Here is a 20,745-nt window from a genome sequence, read left to right on the forward strand (position 1 = left end):
CCCTCGGGGGCACGGTGATGGTACGATATCATTCCGTACCGCGGCCCGGAGCTGTAATGGACCACCGGGACCGCCTCCTTAGCTCAGTTGGCCAGAGCAGCCGCCTTGTAAGCGGCAGGTCGTCAGTTCGACTCTGACAGGAGGCTCTACGCCAGGAACGAACCATCGAATTCGACTATTCAGCTTTGTCTCCGGGCAGGCTATAATGATGGACATTACCTGGATAATTGCAAATACTTCCCTCGAGTAAGTCATTTCGGAGGCTCGTTCTCCGAAGTACGAACGGAGCTTTTTCCCCAACCATCTCCGTTCGTATTCGAGGACGGGATCATTCCCCTTCATTCCCGTCCTCTTGACGTTGATCCGCCGGCCCCAGGGCCCGGGTCTTGAAAAGCCGACTGACCGATGACGGCCAAGTCGGCTTTTTTGTTGCCACCCGTCTGTGACAAATGTGGATGTTTGCCCGACCTTGCTGATTGTCTGGCTTGGCTCCATGCCCGCGCCGCTAGAATTGCCAGGTACGCACAAGGCAGGAACGGGGAGGCGAGCACATGGCCAGACGCTGGACGCCACGGCGTTTCGTCGTGCTCAGAAGGATCCGCGTGGCATCCTGCGCACTCCTGGTTGTTCTGGCCATGGTCCTGGCCTTCGGCATCACCGCACGCAAGAGCGTGGCGCTGAGCGTCAACGGCCAGACCAAAACGGTGACCACCTACGCCTACAGCGTGGACGGCCTGCTGCGCCAGCAGGGGATCAAGGTCAAGACCCACGACCTGGTCGATTCCAGCTCCGGAGGCCAGTTGCGCAACCATGCGGCAGTCACCGTGCGTTCCGCTTATCAGACCACCATCGTCATCCAGGGCCAGCGGGTGCCCTTCTGGACCACAGCCACCAGCATGGACCAGCTGCTGGGATTCTTCGAGGAGAACCGCAAGCAGGCCATGAAGGTCACCGTGGATATAGGCAACGTCTACAACCAGCTGACCGGCGGTCTGGTCATCAACCAGGCGGGGCCGGTCACGGTCGTGGCCGACGGGAAGACCTCGGTGGCCCCCGACGGCAAGCTCCCAGCCGCCTCCATCCTGGACTCCAAGGGCATCGTGCTGGGCAAGGAGGACCGGGTCAGCGTAGAGCACGACCAGGGCGCCACCGTGCTGCGTGTCCGACGGGTCACCCACGGGAACACCCAGAAGACCATCCCCCTGGCCTTTGCCACACGTACCGTGGTCGACCCGAGCCTGGCGCCAGGCCAGACCCAGATCCGACAGGAGGGGGTAGCCGGCCAGCGTCTGCAGACCATCCAGGTCACCTATGTGGACGGACAGGCAGAATCGGAGCAGGTCGTCAAGGAAGAGACTGTGGCCATGCCAGTGGACCAGGTGGTGGCCGTCGGCCCTGACAAGCCAAAGGAGGGGCAGAACAGCGGGCAGCAGTCCAAGGACAAGGGATCCGATCACGCCAAGGACACCTCCTCGCCAAGCGCCTCGCCGAACAAGGATGCGCAGTCGGGAACGACCACTACCACGCCACCACAGGCATCACAGCCATCAGGCTCGAATGCAACGACCAAGCCGGATCCCCCGAGCCAGGCCGAAAACACACCAGCCCCGTCGCCATCGCCAAGCCCACCGCCAAGCGGCCTTTGGCATGCAGGACCCGGCGTAGCCCAAGCCTATGCCTCGGGCGCAGCTGCTCAGCGCGGGTGGACAGGTTCGCAATTCGATGACCTGGTGAAACTCTGGAACAAGGAATCAGGATGGCAATGGGATGCCGAGAACCTCTCCGGTGCCTACGGCATCCCCCAAAGCCTGCCGGGCTCTAAAATGAGTCAATTCGGTGCCAACTGGCGTGACGATGCTGCCATCCAAATCGACTGGGGCCTCTGGTATATCGGCCAACGATACGGAAACCCCAGCACGGCCTGGCACCATTCCGAGCAGTACAACTGGTACTGACCTCCTACTACATTCACGAGCAGCGAACCGACATGAACACTAGAAGCGAGAGCGACCGCCTTCTGGGTGCCGCCGATATCCGACGCATCGCCGACCAAGCGGGCATCCATCCCACCAAGCGTCTGGGCCAGAACTTCGTTATCGATCCAGGCACTGTCCGCAGGATCGTCCGCCTGGCAGGGGTGAAACCCGGTCAGTCCGTTTTGGAGGTGGGTCCAGGTCTGGGATCCCTGACGCTGGGGCTGCTGGAGGCGGGCTGCCTGGTGACCGCCGACGAGATTGACTCCGGCTTGGCCCGGCGTCTGCCTCAGACCGTCAGCGAGCGCATGCCGGAAGCCCTGGACCGGCTGACCGTGATCAACCGGGATGCCCTGACCCTGACCCCTCAGCTGGCAGACGACGCGGGCAGAACCGCCGACCTGACCCTGGTAGCCAACCTGCCCTACAACGTAGCCACTCCGATCATCCTGACCCTCCTGGCCCGGTTCGCCAATCTGAGCCGGTTCCTGGTCATGGTCCAGAAGGAGGTGGCGGATCGTCTGACGGCTGGCCCGGGTTCCAAGGTCTACGGCGCCCCCAGCCTGAAACTGGCCTGGTACGGCCGTGCCACCCAAGCGGGAAGGATCGGACGTCACGTCTTCTGGCCTGCTCCCAATGTCGACTCGGCCCTGGTCTCCTTTGTCCGTGACGAGGAAGGACACATCGGCGAGGACGAGCGCACCCGGATTCGGGTTTTCGCTCTGATCGACGCTGCTTTCGGCCAGCGCCGCAAGACCCTGCATGCCGCCCTGAAAGGCCTGGTGTCCCCCGAGGCCTTCAAGGCGGCGGGCATCGATCCGAGCCGACGCGGAGAGACCATGACCATTGCGGAATTCGCCGTCCTGGAGCGCGCTGGCCGCGAGGTGGACGCGTGAGCCCGGCCGTCGGCAGGGAGGGGATCGCCCTGGACTGCCCGGCAAAGATCAACCTGCTGCTGCGGGTCGGACCCGCCCGAGCGGATTGGGGTGGCCGTCACCGCCTGGACACCATCTACAGCGCCGTAAGCATCCTGGACAGGGTGGAACTGCGCCAAAGAGAGCCTGGCAGTGGCTTCCGGCTGCACATGGAGGGGGAGCATCTGGGCGATCTGGCCAACAATGACGCTGATCCCCATGCAAATCTGGCTGTCAAGGCCCTTCTAGCCATGGCTCAGGCCACCGGACACCAGCCGGATGTGGCCATCCGCATCATTAAACGGATACCGGTGGGTGCCGGGCTGGCCGGGGGATCCACGGATGCGGCCGGAACCATGCTGGGCCTGAACCGGCTCTGGAAGCTGGAGCTGGGCGCGGCTGATTTGGATGAGATCGCCGCCGGCCTGGGTGCAGACCTGCCCTTCTGCCTGCATGGTGGCCTCAGCCACGGCTCGGGTTTCGGCCAGGTTCTGGAGCCCTTGGATCCGACAAGCGCGCAGGCTCGAAATTTGCGCAATGCCGGACTGACCGGCCGCCTGCTGATCGGCGCCTATGAAGACCAGCTGAGCACGGCCCAGGTATACAAGGCCTTCGACGCAATCGGCCCCAGCCCCGGCGACCTGAACGACCTGCAAAAAACCGCCTGTGCTCTTCACCCACGCTCGCTCCTGGCTCTGGATCTGGCCAGGCGGGCAGGGGCAGGGCCGGCTTTCGTCTCAGGATCCGGCCCATCGGTGGTGGCTATGGTTCCTCACTTAGACCAGGCGGCTACGCTGATAAGACTCTGGCGGGAGCAGAATGCCGTGGACAGGATCATTGAGGCTGACTCGCCAGTCCTGCCCAGGATGGTCCCCCTGCGAGTCACCCATGGACAGTAGAGTAGACAACATGACGAATCCCGAACCACTCGACGAACGCGAGGCCCGCAGGCAGTTCGTACGACGGCGGCAGAAGATGGTCTTCACTATAGCCGTCAGCGCCCTGGTGGTCATCCTGGTCATCTGTGGTCTGATCATCTTCGGGTCCATCGGGCATACCGCCAAACACGCCACCATCGCCAAGCCCAACTATGGGGTCGCCGTGCCCTGTCCGCCCGACAAGTCCAAGCTGGTCAACCACCCCGACATCCGTGTGCGGGTGCTCAACGGAACCAACAAGTCCGGTCTGGCCACTGCCCTGGCGTCGGCCCTGCGCAATCGGGGATTCAACATGCAGGATGTGGCGGACTATCCGGGCAAGACCGAGACAGCGCGTACCCAGATACGCTTCGGTGCCTCGGCCATTGATCGCGGCTACACGGTGGGGTCCCAATTCAACGATGCCGTTCTGGTCATGGACGACCGCAGCGACGATCTGATCGATGTGGTCATCGGGGCAACCTTTACCGATCTGAACGACGAGGACAGCACCTCTGTCGTAGGCCGTAACATCAAAGCCATCAAGGGCTGCCTGGCTGACCCCTCCTCCCTGAAGAACCTGCCCAAGGCTCCCAAGGCCTGACACCGCAGCAATGTTGCCGGCCTGGCATCCCGCCCAGGAGCGCGGACCCGGCTGTTGTAGAACCTTCAACCGGAGGCGTTTGCGCGCATGGTATGGTAGTAGGTGTAACACCTTGGGGTCGTGGGTGTTTGGGGACTTGATACAGTTTCTTAGTACAGCTTTTTGCTACAGTTTTGAGTGCGATGTCCGGGGGATGCTGTAGCAGGCTCTGCGAAGAAGGGGGTCGACTCATCATGCGTCAGCGTTCGGGCATGGCAGCAGCAGCCCTGGCCTTTCTCCTAGCCCTGTCCTGCACACCCGCTTTGGCCGGGAGCACCGGCAGTCCATCCGAAGCAGTCACGCCCACCACCCTGGACAAACAGCAGGGGGATGATAGCCCGCAGGCCGTATCGCCGTCCTCCTCCCCACCAACGTCCTCCCCACCAACGTCCTCACCCCTGCCAACGTCCTCGCCCCTGAGCCACACGACCCCGATGCCTTCCTCACCCACGCTCGACACTGCCGGCGATGCTGATGCCGTCCAGGCCCGGTCCTCCACAGCCTGGACGGTCAGTTTCGACACGGCAGGCGGCGGCAGCGTTGGCAGGCAGACCATCCCCGACGGGGGCCAGGCCAGTCGGCCCAGCCCCGACCCCGCCAGGGACGGATATCTGTTCGACGGCTGGTTCCAAGGCGACGTCGCCTACGACTTCACCCAGCCCGTCACCGGCAGCATCACCCTCACCGCCCACTGGACCAAGGGAGACGGCCATTGGGCCATCAGCCCCAGTCAAGGACCCATAGCCGGGGGCGCCAAGGTCACCCTCACCCCGCCCGCGCAACGCGGCATCAGACTCAGCCAGCTCAGCATGGGCGGCCTTCATTCCGCGGCCATCAGCTCGGACGGCAACCTCTACACCTGGGGAGACAATGGCGCTGGCGAGCTGGGCGACGGCACCAACACCAACCGGTCCACACCAGTCCAAGTCAAAAAGCCCAAGGGCACGCCGGAAAAATTCATTTGGAAAGAAGTCAGTATAGGCTGGGACCATTCTGCGGCATTCGGTTCGGACGGCAACCTCTACATCTGGGGCCAAAACGGCCGCGGCCAGCTGGGCGACGGCACCACCACCAAGCGGAACACACCGGCCCCGGTCGACAAGCCCCAAGGCACGCCAGCAGGATTCACCTGGAAACAATTCACCCTAGGCGACTTGAGTACCGCAGCATTCGGTTCGGACGGCAACCTCTACATCTGGGGAAACAACCAGTATGGGCAGCTGGGCAACGGCACCACCACGAACCAGACCAGGCCGATCAAGGTCGACAAGCCCCAAGGCACGCCAGCAGGATTCACCTGGAAACAGGCCAGCCTTAGCTGCAATCATTCCGGAGCTATAGGCTCGGACGGCAACCTCTACACCTGGGGATGGAACTTCAGCGGCCAGCTGGGCGACGGCACCACCACCGACCGGCACACGCCCACTCTGGTCAACAAGCCCCAAGGCGCACCCGCCGGGTTCACCTGGAAACAGGTCAGCATAGGCTGGCAACATTCCGCGGCAATCGGCTCGGACGGCAACCTCTACACCTGGGGGCAGAACTACAGAACCCAGCTGGGCGACGGCACCAACACCGACCGGCACACGCCGACCCTGGTCAGCAAGCCCCAAGGCGCACCCGCCGGGTTCACCTGGAAACACGTCAACCTAGGCGACTGGCATACCGAGGCGTTGGGCTCGGACGGCAACTTCTACATCTGGGGAAGCAACGAAAACGGCCAGCTGGGCGACGGCACCAACACCACCCGGGGCAGGCCAATCCTGGTCAGCAAGCCCCAAGGCGCACCCGCCGGGTTCACCTGGAAATACACGATCCCAGGATGCAACCATACCGCAGCGATCGGCTCGGACGGCAACCTCTACACCTGGGGAGTCAACGGCAACAGCCAGCTGGGCAACGGCACCACCACCAGCTGGAATAGGCCGGGCATGGTCAACTTCCCCGGCGCCGTCACGCCCACCAGCGTCCTGTTCGGCCAGGCCAAGGCCACAGGGATCACGGCCAACCAAGACGGCACCTGGCAGGTATCCACGCCCAAGCATGAGCCGGGGGGCGTGGACGTGACGGTCGGCTGGAGCCGGAACGGGCCGCAGCCGGACGATCACCTGCAATACACGTACATCGCCCCCCAATACCAAGTCGGCTTCAATTCCAAAAACGATTCCTGCCCCACCCCCACGGGCATGCCCCCCAGCCAGTCCGTCACCCAGGACGGGCAGGCGGAACGCCCCTACCCGGACCCGAGGGCCGAAGGCTGCCTGTTCGACGGCTGGTTCCAAGGCGATGTCGCCTACGACTTCAGCCAGCCAGTCACCCATGACACCACCCTGACCGCCCACTGGACCAGGGAGGACACGCAACACTGGTCCATCAGCCCGGACCATGGGCCCGAGACCGGCGGCACCGAGGTGACCCTGACTCCGCCCGCACAGCGAGGCATCAGATTCAACCAGATCAGACTGGGCTACAACCATTCCGCGGCCATCGGCTCAGACGGCAACCTCTACACCTGGGGAGGCAACGACGACGGACAGCTGGGCGACGGCACCAACACCAGCCGGAGCAGGCCGACCCTGGTCGACAAGCCTCAGGGGGCGGCGGACGGGTTCACCTGGAAACAGGTCATCCTCGGCGGCTGGCATTCCGCAGCCATCGGCTCCGACGGCAACCTGTACGCCTGGGGAGACAATGGCAGTGGCCAGCTGGGTAACGGCACCACCACCAACCAGAACAGGCCAGTCCTGATAGGCAAGCCCGATGGGGCACCCAAAGGATTCACCTGGAAACAGGTCAGCCTGGGTGGCTTTCATTCCGCAGCCATCGGCTCGGACGGCAACCTCTACACTTGGGGGTACAACGAGTACGGCCAGCTCGGCAACGGCACCACCACCAACCAGAACAGGCCAGTCCTGATAGGCAAGCCCCAAGGCGCACCTGAAGGATTCACCTGGAAACAGGTCAACCTAGGCGGCTGGCATTCCGCGGCCATCGGCTCCGACGGCGGCCTCTACACTTGGGGAGACAACCAGTACGGCGAACTAGGCGACGGCACCACCACCAAGCGGAACATGCCAGTGCAAATCGGCAAGCCCCAAGGAGCGCCAGAAGGATTCACCTGGGCACAAGCCAGCCTAGGCGAACATCATTCCGCGGCCATCGGCTCCGACGGCGGCCTGTACACCTGGGGAAGAAACTCCGAGAGCCAGCTGGGCGACGGCACCACCACCAATCGGCAGACGCCAATTCAGATCGCGAAGCCCAATGGATTCACTTGGGCACAAGCCAGCCTAGGCGACGGGGATTCTGTAGCTTCCGGATCCGATGGGAACCTGTACGCCTGGGGATGGAACATCAGCGGCCAGCTGGGCGATGGCACCACCACCGACCGGCAGACGCCGACCCTGGTCAGCAAGCCCCAGGGGGCGCCCAAGGGATTCGCCTGGAAACAATCCGGCGTGGGATGGTATCATTCCGCAGCCATCGGCTCCGACGGCCAGCTTTACACCTGGGGAAACAACGGCAACGGTCAGCTGGGGCGCGCCCCCTCCAACGCCTGGCCGGCCAGCCGGCCGGGACCGGTCGGCTTCCCCGGAGAGCCGCAGACCACCAGCGTATGCTTCGGCCAGAATCAGGAGCAGGGCACGTGCCTCGCCGCAGGCAAGGACCTCAAGCCCAGCCCCGACGGCACCTGGAAGGTGACCACTCCCCCTTACACGCCGGGGCTGGCGCCCGTGGCCATCGACTGGACCCAGGACGGCAAACAGCAGGAAACTGACAAGGGCAACACCTACCGGTACCTAGCCATCGCCAGCCTGCCCCTGACCGGAGGCGACGGCATGCTCCTCCTGCTCGCCACAGGACTGCTCACCGCAGGAGCCGCCATAGCCGCCAAAAGCCGCCAAAAGCAGGCCCGTACGACAGGCAGCATGAACACTTCACACAAGTAAGCAACAGTCCGGGCCACACGACAATCACAGCCAATACCAGCCTGGCACCTGATGACCAGGCAAACATCTTCCACATATAATCCGGCGGCAGCCGAACCTGCAGAATGCGGACCAGGCCTGGCTCTAGCCCTGGCTCTGCCACCAGTCCCGCAGCTCCTGCTCGGCTGTCTGCTGGTCGACCGGGCCCTGATCCAGGCGGTAGTCCAGCATGTGCTGATAGGCGCGTCCCACCTGCGGTCCCGGCTTGAGGCCCAGAATCTGCATGATCTGTTGTCCATTCAAGTCTGGCCGGATGGCATCCAGATCCTCCTGCCGACGCAGTTGAGCCACCCTGTCCTCCAACTCGTCCATAGCGGAGGAGAAGACCTGGGCCTTGCGCTTGTTGCGGGTGGTCGCATCGGCCCGGGTCAGACGGTTGAGCCGCTCATAAAGAGGACCGGTCTCCCGGGCGTAGCGGCGTACGGCCGCATCGGTCCACCGCTCGTCCACGTAGCCGTGGAAGCGCAGGTGCATGGAGATCAGGTCGCAGACGTCGGCGATCAGGTGGTGGTCGAAGCGCAGGGCCTTGAGGCGCTTGCGGGCCAACCGGGCCCCGACTGCATCATGGTGATGGAAGCTGACCTTGCCACCGGGCTCAAAGCGTCTGGTGGCGGGCTTGCCGATGTCGTGCAGCAGGGCGGCCAGGCGCAGGGTCAGATCCGGGGCGGGCACAGGTCCGTCAGGTCCTGTCTCCAGGGCGATGGCCCGGTCCACTACCATCAGGGTGTGCTCGAAAACGTCCTTGTGCCGGTGATGCTCGTCTATCTCCAGCTGCAGGGCGGGGATCTCGGGCAGAACGATGTCAGCCAGGCCGGACTGCACCAGGGCCTCGATGCCCTGGACGGGGTGGTCGGACAGCATGAGCTTGGTCAGCTCGTCGCGAATCCGCTCGGCCGAGACGATGCTGATTCGATCGGTCATGCGGGTGATGGCATCTGCAGTCTCCGGTGCGATGGTGAATCCCAGCTGGGCCACGAACCGCACGGCCCGCATCATCCGCAAGGGGTCATCGTCGAAGGACTGACGGGGGTCCACCGGGGTCCGCAGCACCTGCTTGGCCAGGTCGTTGGCCCCCCGGTAGGGGTCTACGAAGACCAGGTCGGGCACCCGTAGGGCCATGGCGTTGACGGTGAAGTCACGCCGTGAAAGGTCGCCCTCAAGGTTGTCCCCATAGTCCACCTCGGGCTTGCGGGAGTCGGGATCGTAGGTGTCTCGCCGGTAGGTGGTCACCTCCACCTTGACCTCGGTGCCGTCAGGACGCCGGCGAAGCGCGCCCAGGGTACCGAATTTGCGCCCCATATCCCAGAAGCCCGACCCCCAGTGGCGCAGGATGGGCTCGAACTGCTCGGGCCGGGCCGAGGTGCAGAAGTCCAGGTCGTGGGAGGGCCGGTGCAGGAGCAGATCGCGTACAGGACCCCCTACCAACGCCAGTTCAAATCCCTGCTCGGCGAAGAGGCGCCCGAGCTCGATGGCCTCCGGCCAGACTTGGAAATCCACGCTCACCCTTTCCTACGGAGTTGATGCGCCTACTAGCATACCGTTACCCCACCTGCACATTACCTTACGTAAAGTTGGAGTATGATTACGCCCGCGGACATGGCGCGCATGCTTGCACATAGCGCCGACTCTGCGGGCACCCATGCCCGCGGACAGCAGGGGCGGGACCACCTGGTGGAGACTGTAAGCGAACGTCTGGATCCGCGGGTCCGCGAGCGCATACAGACCGAGGATGACGCTCCCACGCCTGCCCTCATGCCCCGGCATAAGCATGCCTCAGGGCCTTCCACCTTTGCCTCCCTGGATGCCCAGGAACTGCCCGTAGTGCGGGAGTATTCGGCGGGTGGACTGATCTTCGACCGACATGACCGGGTGGCCATCATCGCCCGGCACTCCCGCTCGGGCCACCTGGAATGGTGCCTGCCCAAGGGGCATATCGAGAAGGGGGAAACACCCGAGCAGACAGCCGTGCGCGAGGTCCACGAGGAGACGGGGATACTGGGCAGGGTGACCGATTCCATCGCCACTATCGACTACTGGTTCACGGGAACCAACCAACGGGTCCACAAGCTGGTCCATCATTTCGTCCTGCGTATGATCGGCGGATCCCTGAGCGTGGAGGGCGACCCTGATCATGAGGCCGAAGATGCCATCTGGGTGGACTTTTCCGACCTGACCTCCGTGCTCAGTTACCCTAATGAGCGTAAAATAGCCTGGCTCTACGCGAGGAAGTATAAAAAACAGCCATGATCCAGACCCCCCTGCGCCCGAGCGGGCGCACCAGCCAGCGCACCCATGCCTTCAACCGATGGGCTCGGTGGGCTCGAATCCTACCGGCGATCGTCCTCCTGCTAGCCTTGGTGATGACTCCCTGGCTGCCAACACCGGCCCTGGCTGCCCCCAATCATCAGAACTCGGCCGAGGTGGCCCTGCGCTGGTCGACGCCTGTGGTGACTGACAAATCCGGCTACGCCCTGCGCGCTACGGTGACCAACACCGCGAACCAGCCCATGGAAAATGCCCATCTGGGCGTGTCCACCAGCGCCCTGTACTCCTTCAGCTCCCGGGCCGACATGCAGGCCTGGTCCGAAGGCCACGCCCGCATCCCCACCCCAGACGTGCTGGGCACTCAGAGCGTACCGACAATCCCGGCCGGGCAGAGCGTCGAGGTTTCAGTCAACGTGCCGGCTGATCAAGACGCGATCAAGAAGATGACCAGCTGGGGGCCCAAACCCGTCCGGCTTTCCCTGAGCGACAGCCAGAACCGGGTCCTGGGCGACGTGTTCACCTTTCTAACCCGGACATGGGATGGCCTGCCCACTGCAGGCACACCCCCCCTGTCTCTGACCATGGTCATGCCGCTGATCTCCTCGGACTGGAACATTGACGACAAGGCCATGACAGCGCTGATGACCCAGCCCGGTGCCGAATCCGATCCAGGCTCGGGCAAGGATAAAGACCAGAGCGTGACACTGACCCGTCAAGGGAGCCGCCGCCAGGAAGAGCAGAGTCTGCTGCTGGCCAAGCACGGGGCCCTGCAGACCTTGGGCGATCCGGTCTACCTGTCCGCCTTCGCCAACCGTCCCAAGATCCAGGGACTGATTCAGCCAGCCGACTTCGACATCACCGGATACGCCTCCCAGAACCAGGATCGCTATGCCAGGGCCGGGATCACCCCCGAGTCCTGGAGCGCCCAGACAGCAGCCAAGCTCTATCCTGATGCCGCTTCCGGCACATACGCCTGGCAGGGCAAGCAGGAGTGGACCATGGAATCCATCGCCGCAGCCCGCCGCGCCGGCTACCAGACGGTCATTGCCCCGCAGGGCTTCGAGGTAGGAGCCGGCACCTCCGCCCACACCGGCAAGTACACCATCGACACCCAGGCCGGACAGGTGACCGTCCTGTCGGCCCAGCGCGAACTCAGCAACCTGGCAAGGGGCAACCCCAGCTCCACGCGGGCCACCGGGGAGCAGACCCAGGCGGGGCAGACGGCACGTTTCATTGCCCAGAGCGCCTTCTATCAGATGGAACAGCCCTACGCCGAACGCTCCCTCCTGGTCTGCTTCGATGCCGATCAGGACACTCAGCAGGCGGACAGGATCATGACCGAGCTGGAACACGCTCCCTGGATCCGCCTGGAACCCATGGACAATCTGATGCGAGCACCCGACTTCACCGGCGGCTCATCGGGCCTGCTCAAGGCCCTGGAAGCCGATGACGCTCAGGGCGGCGCCAAGCATGGCGACAGCTCGACAGCCACCTTGGACTCTCTGATCGCCAGCAGGGCGGACATCGACCGGTTCGCCTCCTCCATTCTGGCCGACGGCCAGCAGGCCTCCCAGCCCACCGCCAGCGCCACGACCGGCAAGACCGACAGCCAGGCCTTGGCCCGACAGGATGCTGACGCCACCGCCCGCCAGCCCAAGGATCCACACCAGTGGCTGAACCGGCTGACCGCCGCCCATGACGATCTAGCCCTGAAGTCCCTGGGCGGAACCGCAGCCGCCGCCGGCCTGGCCGATCAGGCCGGCGCCATATCCCACCGGCTCCTGGACGGCATCAGCATCACGCCCAGCGAGTCCCTGAACGTGGTCAGCGAGACGGCCTCCATGCCCGTCACCGTCAGCAACAGCCACCCCTACCCGGTCCACGCCCGCATCAGCGCCCGCACCGACTCCATGGAGATCGTCACCTCCCGCCTGGCGGATGTGGTCATTCCCGCCCGCTCCGAGGCCCAAGTGACCTTCAAGGTCAGAGTGGCGACGGCCGGCAGGGCCAACGTGGATATCGGCCTGCTGGACAGCCAGGGCCGCCCCTTCGGTCAGATGCGCCGGGCCCAGATCACCAGCAATCTTCGTTTGAGCGACATGAGCGGCCTGCTCATCATTGTCTTCGCCGTGCTGCTTGGGTTCCTGGGGCTCTGGCGGCAGTTCCACCGCACGAAGGACCCGGACGAATGAGCTCCGTAGGGCGCAATTCCGCCATCATGGCCACGGGCACCGCGGCCTCCCGGGTGACCGGGCAGATCCGCACCATCCTGCTGGCAGCCGCCATCGGCACCACCGGGATCGCAGCCGATGCCTACCAAACCGGCGCCATGATCCCCCAGGTCATGTTCACCCTGATCTCGGGCGGCATCTTCAACGCCGTCCTGGTTCCGCAGATCGTGCGCACACTCAAGGAGCGGGACGCAGCTGACCGGCTGAACAAGCTGATCACGGTCGCCATGGTTCTCCTGGCCCTGCTGACCCTGCTGCTGATGCTGGGCACTCCGGTGCTGACCACCATCTATCTGAATTCCAAGTGGAACCCTGCACAGCGGGCCCTGGCCAACTCCTTCACCCTCTGGTGCATGCCCCAGGTCTTCTTCTACGGGCTCTACACGGTACTGGGCCAGATCCTGGCCGCCAAGGGCCGGTTCACCGCATACGCCTGGAGCTCGGTGGGCGCCAACCTGATCAGCTGCCTGGGCTTCCTGGTCTTCATCCTCCTGTTCGGCAACGCCCGCAGCCAGCCGGTCGGCTTCTGGGACAACGGCAAGGTGGCCCTGACCGCCGGAGCCTGGACCCTGGGGGTGGCCTTCCAGGCGCTGGTCCTCTTCATCCCCCTGATCATGAGCGGCTTCCGCTACCGTCCGCGCTGGGGTCTGCGGGGCATCGGCCTGCGATCCATGGGCTCGGTGGCGGCCTGGAGCATGGGTGTGGTGGTCATCGACCAGCTGGCCAATGTGATCAACGCCCGCATCAACAACGGCGCCCCCCTGGAGGGCAACCCCTTGGACATCGCCGGCAACGGCTCCTACCAGAACGCCTACACCCTCTTCATCCTGCCATACTCCCTGGTGGCCGTCTCCGTCAGCACGGCCATCTTCCCCAAGCTGTCCAAGGCGGTTTCGGACGGCCGCATTGGGGACGCCCGCGAGGATCTGAGCCAGGCCCTGCGCAATGTCGGGTTGATGATGTTCTTTTTCACTGCGGTCATGCTGGCCATTCCGGTGCCCATCACCCGCGCCCTGCTGCCCTCCGTGGGCGTCCACGAGGCAGTCCTGATCTCGGGACCCCTGATAGGCCTGTCCCTGGGGCTGGTGCCCATGAGCGCCTTCCTGCTCATTCAGCGCACCTTCTACGCCTTCGAGGACGGACGGCATCCTTTCATCTTCGCAGCCGTCTCCAACACCATCCAGGTGGTGCTGGTCCTGGCATCCATCCGTCTGGCCCCTCCCCGCTATTGGGCGGCCCTGGTGGGACTCAGCCTGTCCCTGAGCAACATCCTCAGCTTCCCCATGCTGGCGGGCATGCTGCGCAGGCCCTTCCAGGGATATTTGGATGGCCGACGCATCCTTGGCACCTACGCCAAGGCTTTTCTGGCGGCGGGTCTGGCACTGGCGGCCTCCCTGACGGTCAAGACTCCGCTGACCCGCCTGGTCGGCGCCTGGGTCCAGGACCGGCAGGGCCACATGAGCTGGGTGCAGGCGCTCTTTATCTGCGTGGTCATCACCCTGCTGACAGCGGCCATCTACGCCGTGACCCTGGTTGCGCTGCGCACCGAGGAATTCACCCGGCTCATGGTCGACCTGGCCCGCCGTCTGGGCAGGACGGCCCGGCACCCGGTCCGCAGCCTGGACGCCTTGGACGGACGGCCCTCCCGACTGGCCGACCGCTCGGTCAGGGTGGTGCACTCCTCCTCTCCTGATTCCACCCAGCCTGGCATGGACGCGGCTCTGGAGAACTTCGAAGAGACCCGCGAGCCCGGCACTGATGGAGAATCCGCGACAGCCGGGCCCCCACCGGCTCCTCCGGCCCCGCAACCCGTTAGGATTGTGCCTAGGAACAGCACGGTCCACCACGGCGTCGCCAACCACAGGCGACGCCCCACTTCTGATGAGAGCTCGGCAAGCATGAACGCGCATATCGGAGACACCATCCTCGGCAGATACACCTTGGTCACCCTGCTCCGCCGTGCCAAGGGCTTGAGCGTCTGGCGGGCCAAGGACAAGGTTCTGGACAGGGACTGCCAGCTCTTCATCGCCGGCGATTCGACCTGCACGGACCTGATCAACGTCAACGCCTCCGGCCTGGCGCTGAACAAGGACCGCCGATTCACTCCGGTCTACCAGCTGCACACCCGGGACGGGGTCTCTCTGATCGTCACCGCCCCCGATGCCGGCATGTCCCTGAGGGACTATATGCACGGGCCCGCCGGCGAGACGCTGAGCGACCGGGCCATGGGCACCATCATGGGCGAGGTCACCGAGGCCATGCGCACCCTGCATGCCGCCGGCATGGTCGACTATGCAGTCTCAACCAGTACCATCAGGCTGGCGCCGGCCTCTATCACCCTGGCAGATGCCCCCATCTCGCCCATGATCGCGCACCCGTCAGTCCCGAACGAGATGGGTTTGACGGACGAGGAGCATGCCATACGCGAACTGGCTGGCGTGCTCTACGCCATGCTGACCCGCCGGCCCGACCAAGACGGACGGCAGCCCAGCCTGCAGGAGCTTCCCAAGCACACGCCCGAGGAGTTCAGGATCATCTGCATGCGCGGACTGGGATTGACTGATGACCAGGGGGCCAAGCCGGTGCCCTTGGTCACTCTGGCCGAGCTGTCGGCGCTGCTCAGCCCCTGGATCCCTCCCGAGGAGCTGACCGACAGCGATCTGATCTGGCCTGAGATGGACGGCCGCGCCTCCATCGAGACCGTGGCTCTGAGACCGGTGGATCCCAAGGATGTACTGCCCCTGCCCGATGGGCTGACCTCCTCCGCCCTGCCTGCCGCACAGACTGTGACCCATCATGAGCCACACTGGAAGACCAACCAACTGCTCTTCCCCGGCCGGGGCGAAATCGAGATGCTCAATCCCGAAGACACAGACACCGACCTCTTCTCGCTCTTCGACGAACGTCAGCAGCAGCGCTCGCTGAACAGCCGCTCCCGCAGAACCGCAGCCATGGATGTGAGCGCACTCAGGACGACGACTGCCAGGCCCGCTGCCTTACATGACGAGGAGTCCAAGGCAGTGACCGGGCGAATGCCGACCGTGGGAGACGATCAGCATCGGCCGCCCGAGGCCATCAGCGGCAGCGGCGTGACCGCCGACAACCCCGTGGAGCGCGGCTTCTCCCAGTGGGACTTCGACAAGTCCGGCGGTCGTCAGGCCAGGGCGACATCCAGTCGGTCCGCCTCACAGAGCGCCCCACAGAGCAATGGAGACTCACATGCCCGGCGCGAGGATGACGCCGAGGCACACGACAGGACCCATGCCCGCGTGGCCAGCGGCTCGACCGACCAGGCATACGAAGAGCGGCAGAATGTCGACTCGAATCAGCATGCCGAGCGAGCGCCCCGATCTCCCAAGCAGCCCGATGTTGATGAAGAAGAGCAGCAGACCACGGTCATGGAGCCCCTGCCCCCCAGCTTCACGCCTGAGATCCACTCCATGCCGGCGCCGGTGACCTATTCGGAGCTTCCGGACGATGGCCAGGACGAGGATCTGGATGACGAGACAGACATGGCCGACACCCGTCTATTCGGCCGTTTTACGACTCGCTCTGTAGTCATTGCGGTAGCGGCCGCAATCATCGTAGTGGCCTTGGTCTGGGCGGTCTCGACCATCTCCGGCTCCCGGCCCAACGCCGGCAAGGAGGAGGGCGGCTGGCCGGTCATGTCCAACGTCCCCTTCCCCGGTGGGACTGATGGGGACGAGGAGGCGACAACTTCCAGCAATGGCAAGGCCAAGGCTAACGGCAAAGCCAAGGCCGAAGCCGACAAGGTCAGCCATGCCGACAAGGAGGCCAAGAAGGTCCCCGATCCGCCCAAGCCCAAGAACACCACGGCCTATCAGTCGGATCGGCAGCTCTTCCTGAACAAGCCCGCCGGCCTGCAGGGATTCGGATGGTACATGCATCTGACCAAGCCGGAGGAAGTCTCCCGCCTGACCATCGTCATGCCCCAGAGCGGCGGCCATGCTCAGATCTACGCGAACTCCACAGCGGCCCAGCCCAACCAGGGGCAGCCGCTGGCCGACTTCAGCTTCGATCCCTCGGGCACCACCCAAGTCACCCTGCGTGAACCGGTCACGACCCAGGACCTGGTCGTCTGGGTGCCCATGGACGGCATGCCGGGCAACTCCCTACGCTTCACGTCTGTCCAGGCCTTCTAAGCAGGTCCGTCACACGTCCTTGGCGAAAAACTTGGCTGTTCATCCTTATCGCTGCCTTGCTGTTGCCGATCTTCAAAGCAGCTAGGATTGATAGTTCCTGGACAATGGGCAGGAATCCCAGGCGGGGTTCCGACCATGGGTGTACCGAAATGGTGATGTGTTGGATTTTTCCTCCAACAAAGCCCTTGCAGGTAATACAGTTTCCTTAGACAACGGCGGCAGGAAGGCGGAAGTCAGTTATGGCGGATGATCCCAATATCGCATCCAAGGTCATCAAGAACGATCCCTGGTACAGCTCCTATGCGGCACGGGCCGAGCAGATGCGCGCCTCCGAAATTCGTGCCCTCTTCGCTGTGGCCAACCGGCCCGAGGTAGTCTCCTTGGCTGGCGGCATGCCCTACCTGGGCCGGATGCCTTTCGATAAGCTGGCCGACCAGCTTGGCGACATGCTGCGGAGCAAGGGCCAGGTGGCCTGGCAGTATGGGTCAGCACAGGGCGATCCCCACCTGCGCGAGGATGTGCTACCCATTATGGAGCTGGAAGGCATCAAGGATGTCCAGCCGGATGACGTGGTTATCGTCAACGGCTCCCAGTCGGGACTGGACCTGATCACCAGGATTATGTGCGACCCCGGCGATGTGGTGCTGGCTGAAGCACCTAATTATGTGGGTGCCCTGGGCGTCTTCCAGTCCTTCCAGGTCGATGTGGTCAACGTGGCCATGGACGGAGACGGACTGATTCCCGAGGCTCTGGAGGAGACCATTCTGGAACAGCGCCGCCAAGGCAAAGCGGTCAAGTTCCTCTACACTGTACCCAACTTCCACAATCCTGCCGGCGCCACCATGAGCGTCGAGCGGCGGCCGCGGATCATCGAGATCGCCAGAAAGTACCACGTGCTCATTGTGGAGGACAATCCCTACGGACTGCTGGCCTTCGACGGCCAGACCTATCCGGCCCTGCGCTCCTACGATTCCGAGGGCATTGTCTACCTGAGCAGTTTCTCAAAGATCATCGCCCCGGGCATGCGCGTGGCCTGGATGGTTGCGCCTCCTGGCATCCGACAGAAGCTGGTTCTGGCCAACGAGTCAGCCATTCTCTGCCCCTCCAACATGAGCCAGATGACCATCACCACCTACCTGGACAACTTCGACTGGAAATCGCAGATCAATGATTACCGGGGGATGTACAAGGAACGCTGCGATGCCATGGACGAGGCTTTGAAAAAATATTTGCCCTACTGCTCATGGCTCAAGCCCAAGGGCGGCTTCTACATCTGGCTGAAGATACCCCAGGGGCTCAACGCCAAGGACATGCTGCCCAGAGCAATCACCGCCAAGGTGGCTTACGTGTCAGGCACAGCCTTCTACGATAACGGGGAGGGAGCGGACCACATGCGCCTGTCCTTCTGCTACCCCACCCCCGATCGGATCCGGGAAGGAATACGCAGACTGTCCACAGTCATCGAGAACGAACTCGCCACCGTCCGGCTGTTCGAGCCTGACAGCGGCAAGGAAAGGGGCTGAATCATGGCGCCCAAGCACAGCAAGACACCTCGGCAGCAGACCGGGGGCAAAACCGCGGCAGCCAGCAAGACCAAGGCAACCGCGAGCGCAACGACGACCACGGTCGCAAGCCCGACCAGCACTGCGGCCACCACTTCAGCCACAGCTGCTGGCGAAGTGGCCAAAAAAGCCAAGCGGACCTCACATCGCTCCATCCGTGAGGCTACGCCAGTCACCATGGACGATGTCGCCTCCCTGGCCAGCAAGGCCACCAAGCGTGCCGATAAGTCGATCCTGGTGATCTGCGGGGGCCTCAGCCATGAGCGTGATGTCTCCATCAGCTCGGGACATCGGGTCCAGGGATTCCTGGAGGAGGCCGGATGGACAGTCCGCGTCCACGACATGGATGGCTCGCTTTTGCCGTACTTGACCGACGAGTCGACCCGCCCCGATCTGGTCTGGCCTCTGCTGCACGGCGCCAACGGCGAAGACGGCTCCATCCGCGATGTCTTGGAGATGGCGGAACTGCCCTACATCGGATCCCGGGCCAAGGCCTCACGGACCGCTTGGAGCAAGCCCATCGCCAAGAACGTTGTCCGTATGGCCGGATTGCACACTCCGCATTCCGTGACGCTGCCCGAATCCATGTTCCGCGAGCTGGGTGTCGAACCCGTTATCGATATGCTTCTAGGCTCGCTGGGGCTCCCGCTCTTCATCAAGCCCACCATGGGCGGCTCAGCTATGGGGTGCACCATGGTGACTGAACAGAGCCAACTCACTCAGGCGCTGATCAACTGCTTTGCCTATGGTGATGTAGCGCTGATCGAGCAGGCTGTCACGGGCACCGAGGTCTCTGTGTCCATCCTCGAGTTTGACGGACACCCCCTGGTGCTGCCTCCGCTTGAAATCTGGACTCCCTCAGGCACCTACGATTTCGAAGCTCGTTCCACACCCGGCCCGACAGAGTTCTATGTTCCAGCCCGACTGGATGCCAAGACCACGCAGGCTGTCAGCGATGCCGCACTGACTGCTCACCGTGCTCTGGGGCTCCGCGATATTTCACGAACCGATTTCATTGTTGATGCCCAAGGTCAGCCGCAATTCCTGGAGTCCAATGTGGCACCCGGCATGACGGACACTTCGCTGCTGCCACAGTCAGCGCAGGCCGCTGGTTACAATCTGCCAGAGCTATACACGGCATTGGTTCAATCAGTTTTGAATCAAAAGCGAACCGATTGAGATAGCAAAGCCTCTCTGGTCCCGCCTATCGTTCGACTGGCACGAGCAGGGTCCGCCTGGTGCATAGTTTGCAATTCGTGCAATATGCGCCAGGCGGATCTGCAATATACACGGATTGCAATACAGGCCGAGCGGATAGCACCCATGGCAGGCACCATATTTTCATTAGCATCGTTTTCAGGCCATCGAATGACAGCTGTTCACCATTCACCATTCACCATTCGTTGTCGGTTATTTCCCTCCTTCTATGTGATGTGCTCGCCTCTCCACATCTGCTGTATTCTCAACTTTTTCTCTACTGTTCAGCCAAGGCCGACATTGCCCGAAAGGCATGTTCAATCAGGTTCCGGCTTTTATATTGCCGACAAGACTTACTCGCAGAAGCGACGCGGACTAATGAATTGTCGATGCTGCAATAACTGGGTCATCCTCCAAGACTCCACGCTCAGTAAACCGCAGTATTGATACACACCCTTGAATACAAACACAGTCGATATCGAATGTTTCACGTGAAACATTCCGAGGTGATCAACTTACGTCATCAACTCCAGCGAGAGCCTCACGCGATATAGCGGTCTATGACCGACAACGGATTCTCCCGTTAAAAGTGCTGGTCGAATAAAGATATGATCGAGCGAGAATGAAGACAGCCTTCATAGGGTTGCAATCACAACAAGTTTCGCATCATGTTGCTCAAGTTATCTCACCAAGATGTCTCATCAAAAACCCGCAAGGCGGCATATAGGCGATGCTGCTTTTAAAGCATCGAGAATCAGGCCATTTCGACTATGCCATCATGAACTGAGAGCGAAAGCTGTGTTTTCACCTGCGAATTATCATTCGGTCCTAGGCATTGTTATCCCAGTTCATTTGCCCTAGTTTGTTCATCGCCCTCGCTGAGAGCATGAT

11 protein-coding genes and 1 tRNA gene are annotated in these 20,745 nt (G+C 63.0%); 11 read left to right on the forward strand and 1 reads right to left on the reverse strand.

Annotated elements, in window-relative coordinates; genetic code table 11:
* Positions 1-72: 72 nt before the first annotated feature.
* The 6 genes from QRX40_RS03410 to QRX40_RS03435 all read left to right on the forward strand — a co-directional run bounded on the left by QRX40_RS03410 (position 73) and on the right by QRX40_RS03435 (position 8,397).
* A tRNA-Thr gene (locus tag QRX40_RS03410) sits at positions 73-146 on the forward strand.
* Positions 147-551: 405 nt separating this feature from the next.
* Positions 552-1,955, forward strand: a complete 1,404-nt coding sequence (locus QRX40_RS03415) for a G5 domain-containing protein (RefSeq protein ID WP_313836279.1) — start codon at positions 552-554, stop codon at positions 1,953-1,955.
* Between the two features lie 32 nt (positions 1,956-1,987).
* On the forward strand, positions 1,988-2,869 hold the full coding sequence (gene rsmA, locus QRX40_RS03420) for a 16S rRNA (adenine(1518)-N(6)/adenine(1519)-N(6))-dimethyltransferase RsmA (protein ID WP_313836280.1): 882 nt from the start codon (positions 1,988-1,990) through the stop codon (positions 2,867-2,869).
* Positions 2,866-3,786: a 4-(cytidine 5'-diphospho)-2-C-methyl-D-erythritol kinase gene (locus QRX40_RS03425; RefSeq protein WP_313836282.1), complete on the forward strand. Its 921-nt coding sequence runs from the start codon at positions 2,866-2,868 to the stop codon at positions 3,784-3,786. The genes rsmA and QRX40_RS03425 overlap by 4 nt, the downstream gene beginning before the upstream one ends.
* Before the next feature lie 10 nt (positions 3,787-3,796).
* Positions 3,797-4,408 carry a LytR C-terminal domain-containing protein gene (locus QRX40_RS03430; RefSeq protein ID WP_029676096.1) on the forward strand — a complete coding sequence of 204 codons (612 nt, stop codon included), beginning with the start codon at positions 3,797-3,799 and terminating at the stop codon, positions 4,406-4,408.
* A gap of 233 nt (positions 4,409-4,641) precedes the next feature.
* Positions 4,642-8,397 (forward strand): InlB B-repeat-containing protein, encoded by a 3,756-nt coding sequence (locus QRX40_RS03435; RefSeq protein WP_313836284.1) that lies wholly within the window; start codon positions 4,642-4,644, stop codon positions 8,395-8,397.
* A 123-nt stretch (positions 8,398-8,520) separates the two neighbouring features.
* Here QRX40_RS03435 and QRX40_RS03440 read toward each other — a convergent pair whose 3' ends face one another.
* On the reverse strand, positions 8,521-9,933 hold the full coding sequence (locus QRX40_RS03440) for a CCA tRNA nucleotidyltransferase (protein ID WP_313836380.1): 1,413 nt from the start codon (positions 9,931-9,933) through the stop codon (positions 8,521-8,523).
* 108 nt (positions 9,934-10,041) lie between these two features.
* Here QRX40_RS03440 and QRX40_RS03445 point away from each other — a divergent pair, with 108 nt between their 5' ends.
* From QRX40_RS03445 to QRX40_RS03465, 5 genes are all read left to right on the forward strand, one after another.
* Positions 10,042-10,683 carry an NUDIX hydrolase gene (locus QRX40_RS03445; RefSeq protein WP_396184227.1) on the forward strand — a complete coding sequence of 214 codons (642 nt, stop codon included), beginning with the start codon at positions 10,042-10,044 and terminating at the stop codon, positions 10,681-10,683.
* Complete coding sequence (locus tag QRX40_RS03450; protein ID WP_313836286.1) at positions 10,680-12,893, forward strand: DUF6049 family protein; 2,214 nt, start codon at positions 10,680-10,682, stop codon at positions 12,891-12,893. Before QRX40_RS03445 ends, QRX40_RS03450 begins: the two co-directional genes overlap by 4 nt.
* Positions 12,890-17,095: a murein biosynthesis integral membrane protein MurJ gene (locus QRX40_RS03455; RefSeq protein WP_313836287.1), complete on the forward strand. Its 4,206-nt coding sequence runs from the start codon at positions 12,890-12,892 to the stop codon at positions 17,093-17,095. Before QRX40_RS03450 ends, QRX40_RS03455 begins: the two co-directional genes overlap by 4 nt.
* 239 nt (positions 17,096-17,334) lie before the next feature.
* Positions 17,335-18,618 carry a PLP-dependent aminotransferase family protein gene (locus tag QRX40_RS03460; protein WP_045925052.1) on the forward strand — a complete coding sequence of 428 codons (1,284 nt, stop codon included), beginning with the start codon at positions 17,335-17,337 and terminating at the stop codon, positions 18,616-18,618.
* 3 nt (positions 18,619-18,621) lie between these two features.
* The gene (locus tag QRX40_RS03465) at positions 18,622-19,836 is read left to right on the forward strand and encodes a D-alanine--D-alanine ligase (RefSeq protein WP_313836289.1); all 1,215 of its coding nucleotides are present in this window, start codon (positions 18,622-18,624) and stop codon (positions 19,834-19,836) included.
* Positions 19,837-20,745: the final 909 nt, after the last annotated feature.

Source organism: Bifidobacterium sp. H6bp9 (genome assembly GCF_032193695.1).
GTDB lineage: Bacteria > Actinomycetota > Actinomycetes > Actinomycetales > Bifidobacteriaceae > Bombiscardovia > Bombiscardovia kimbladii.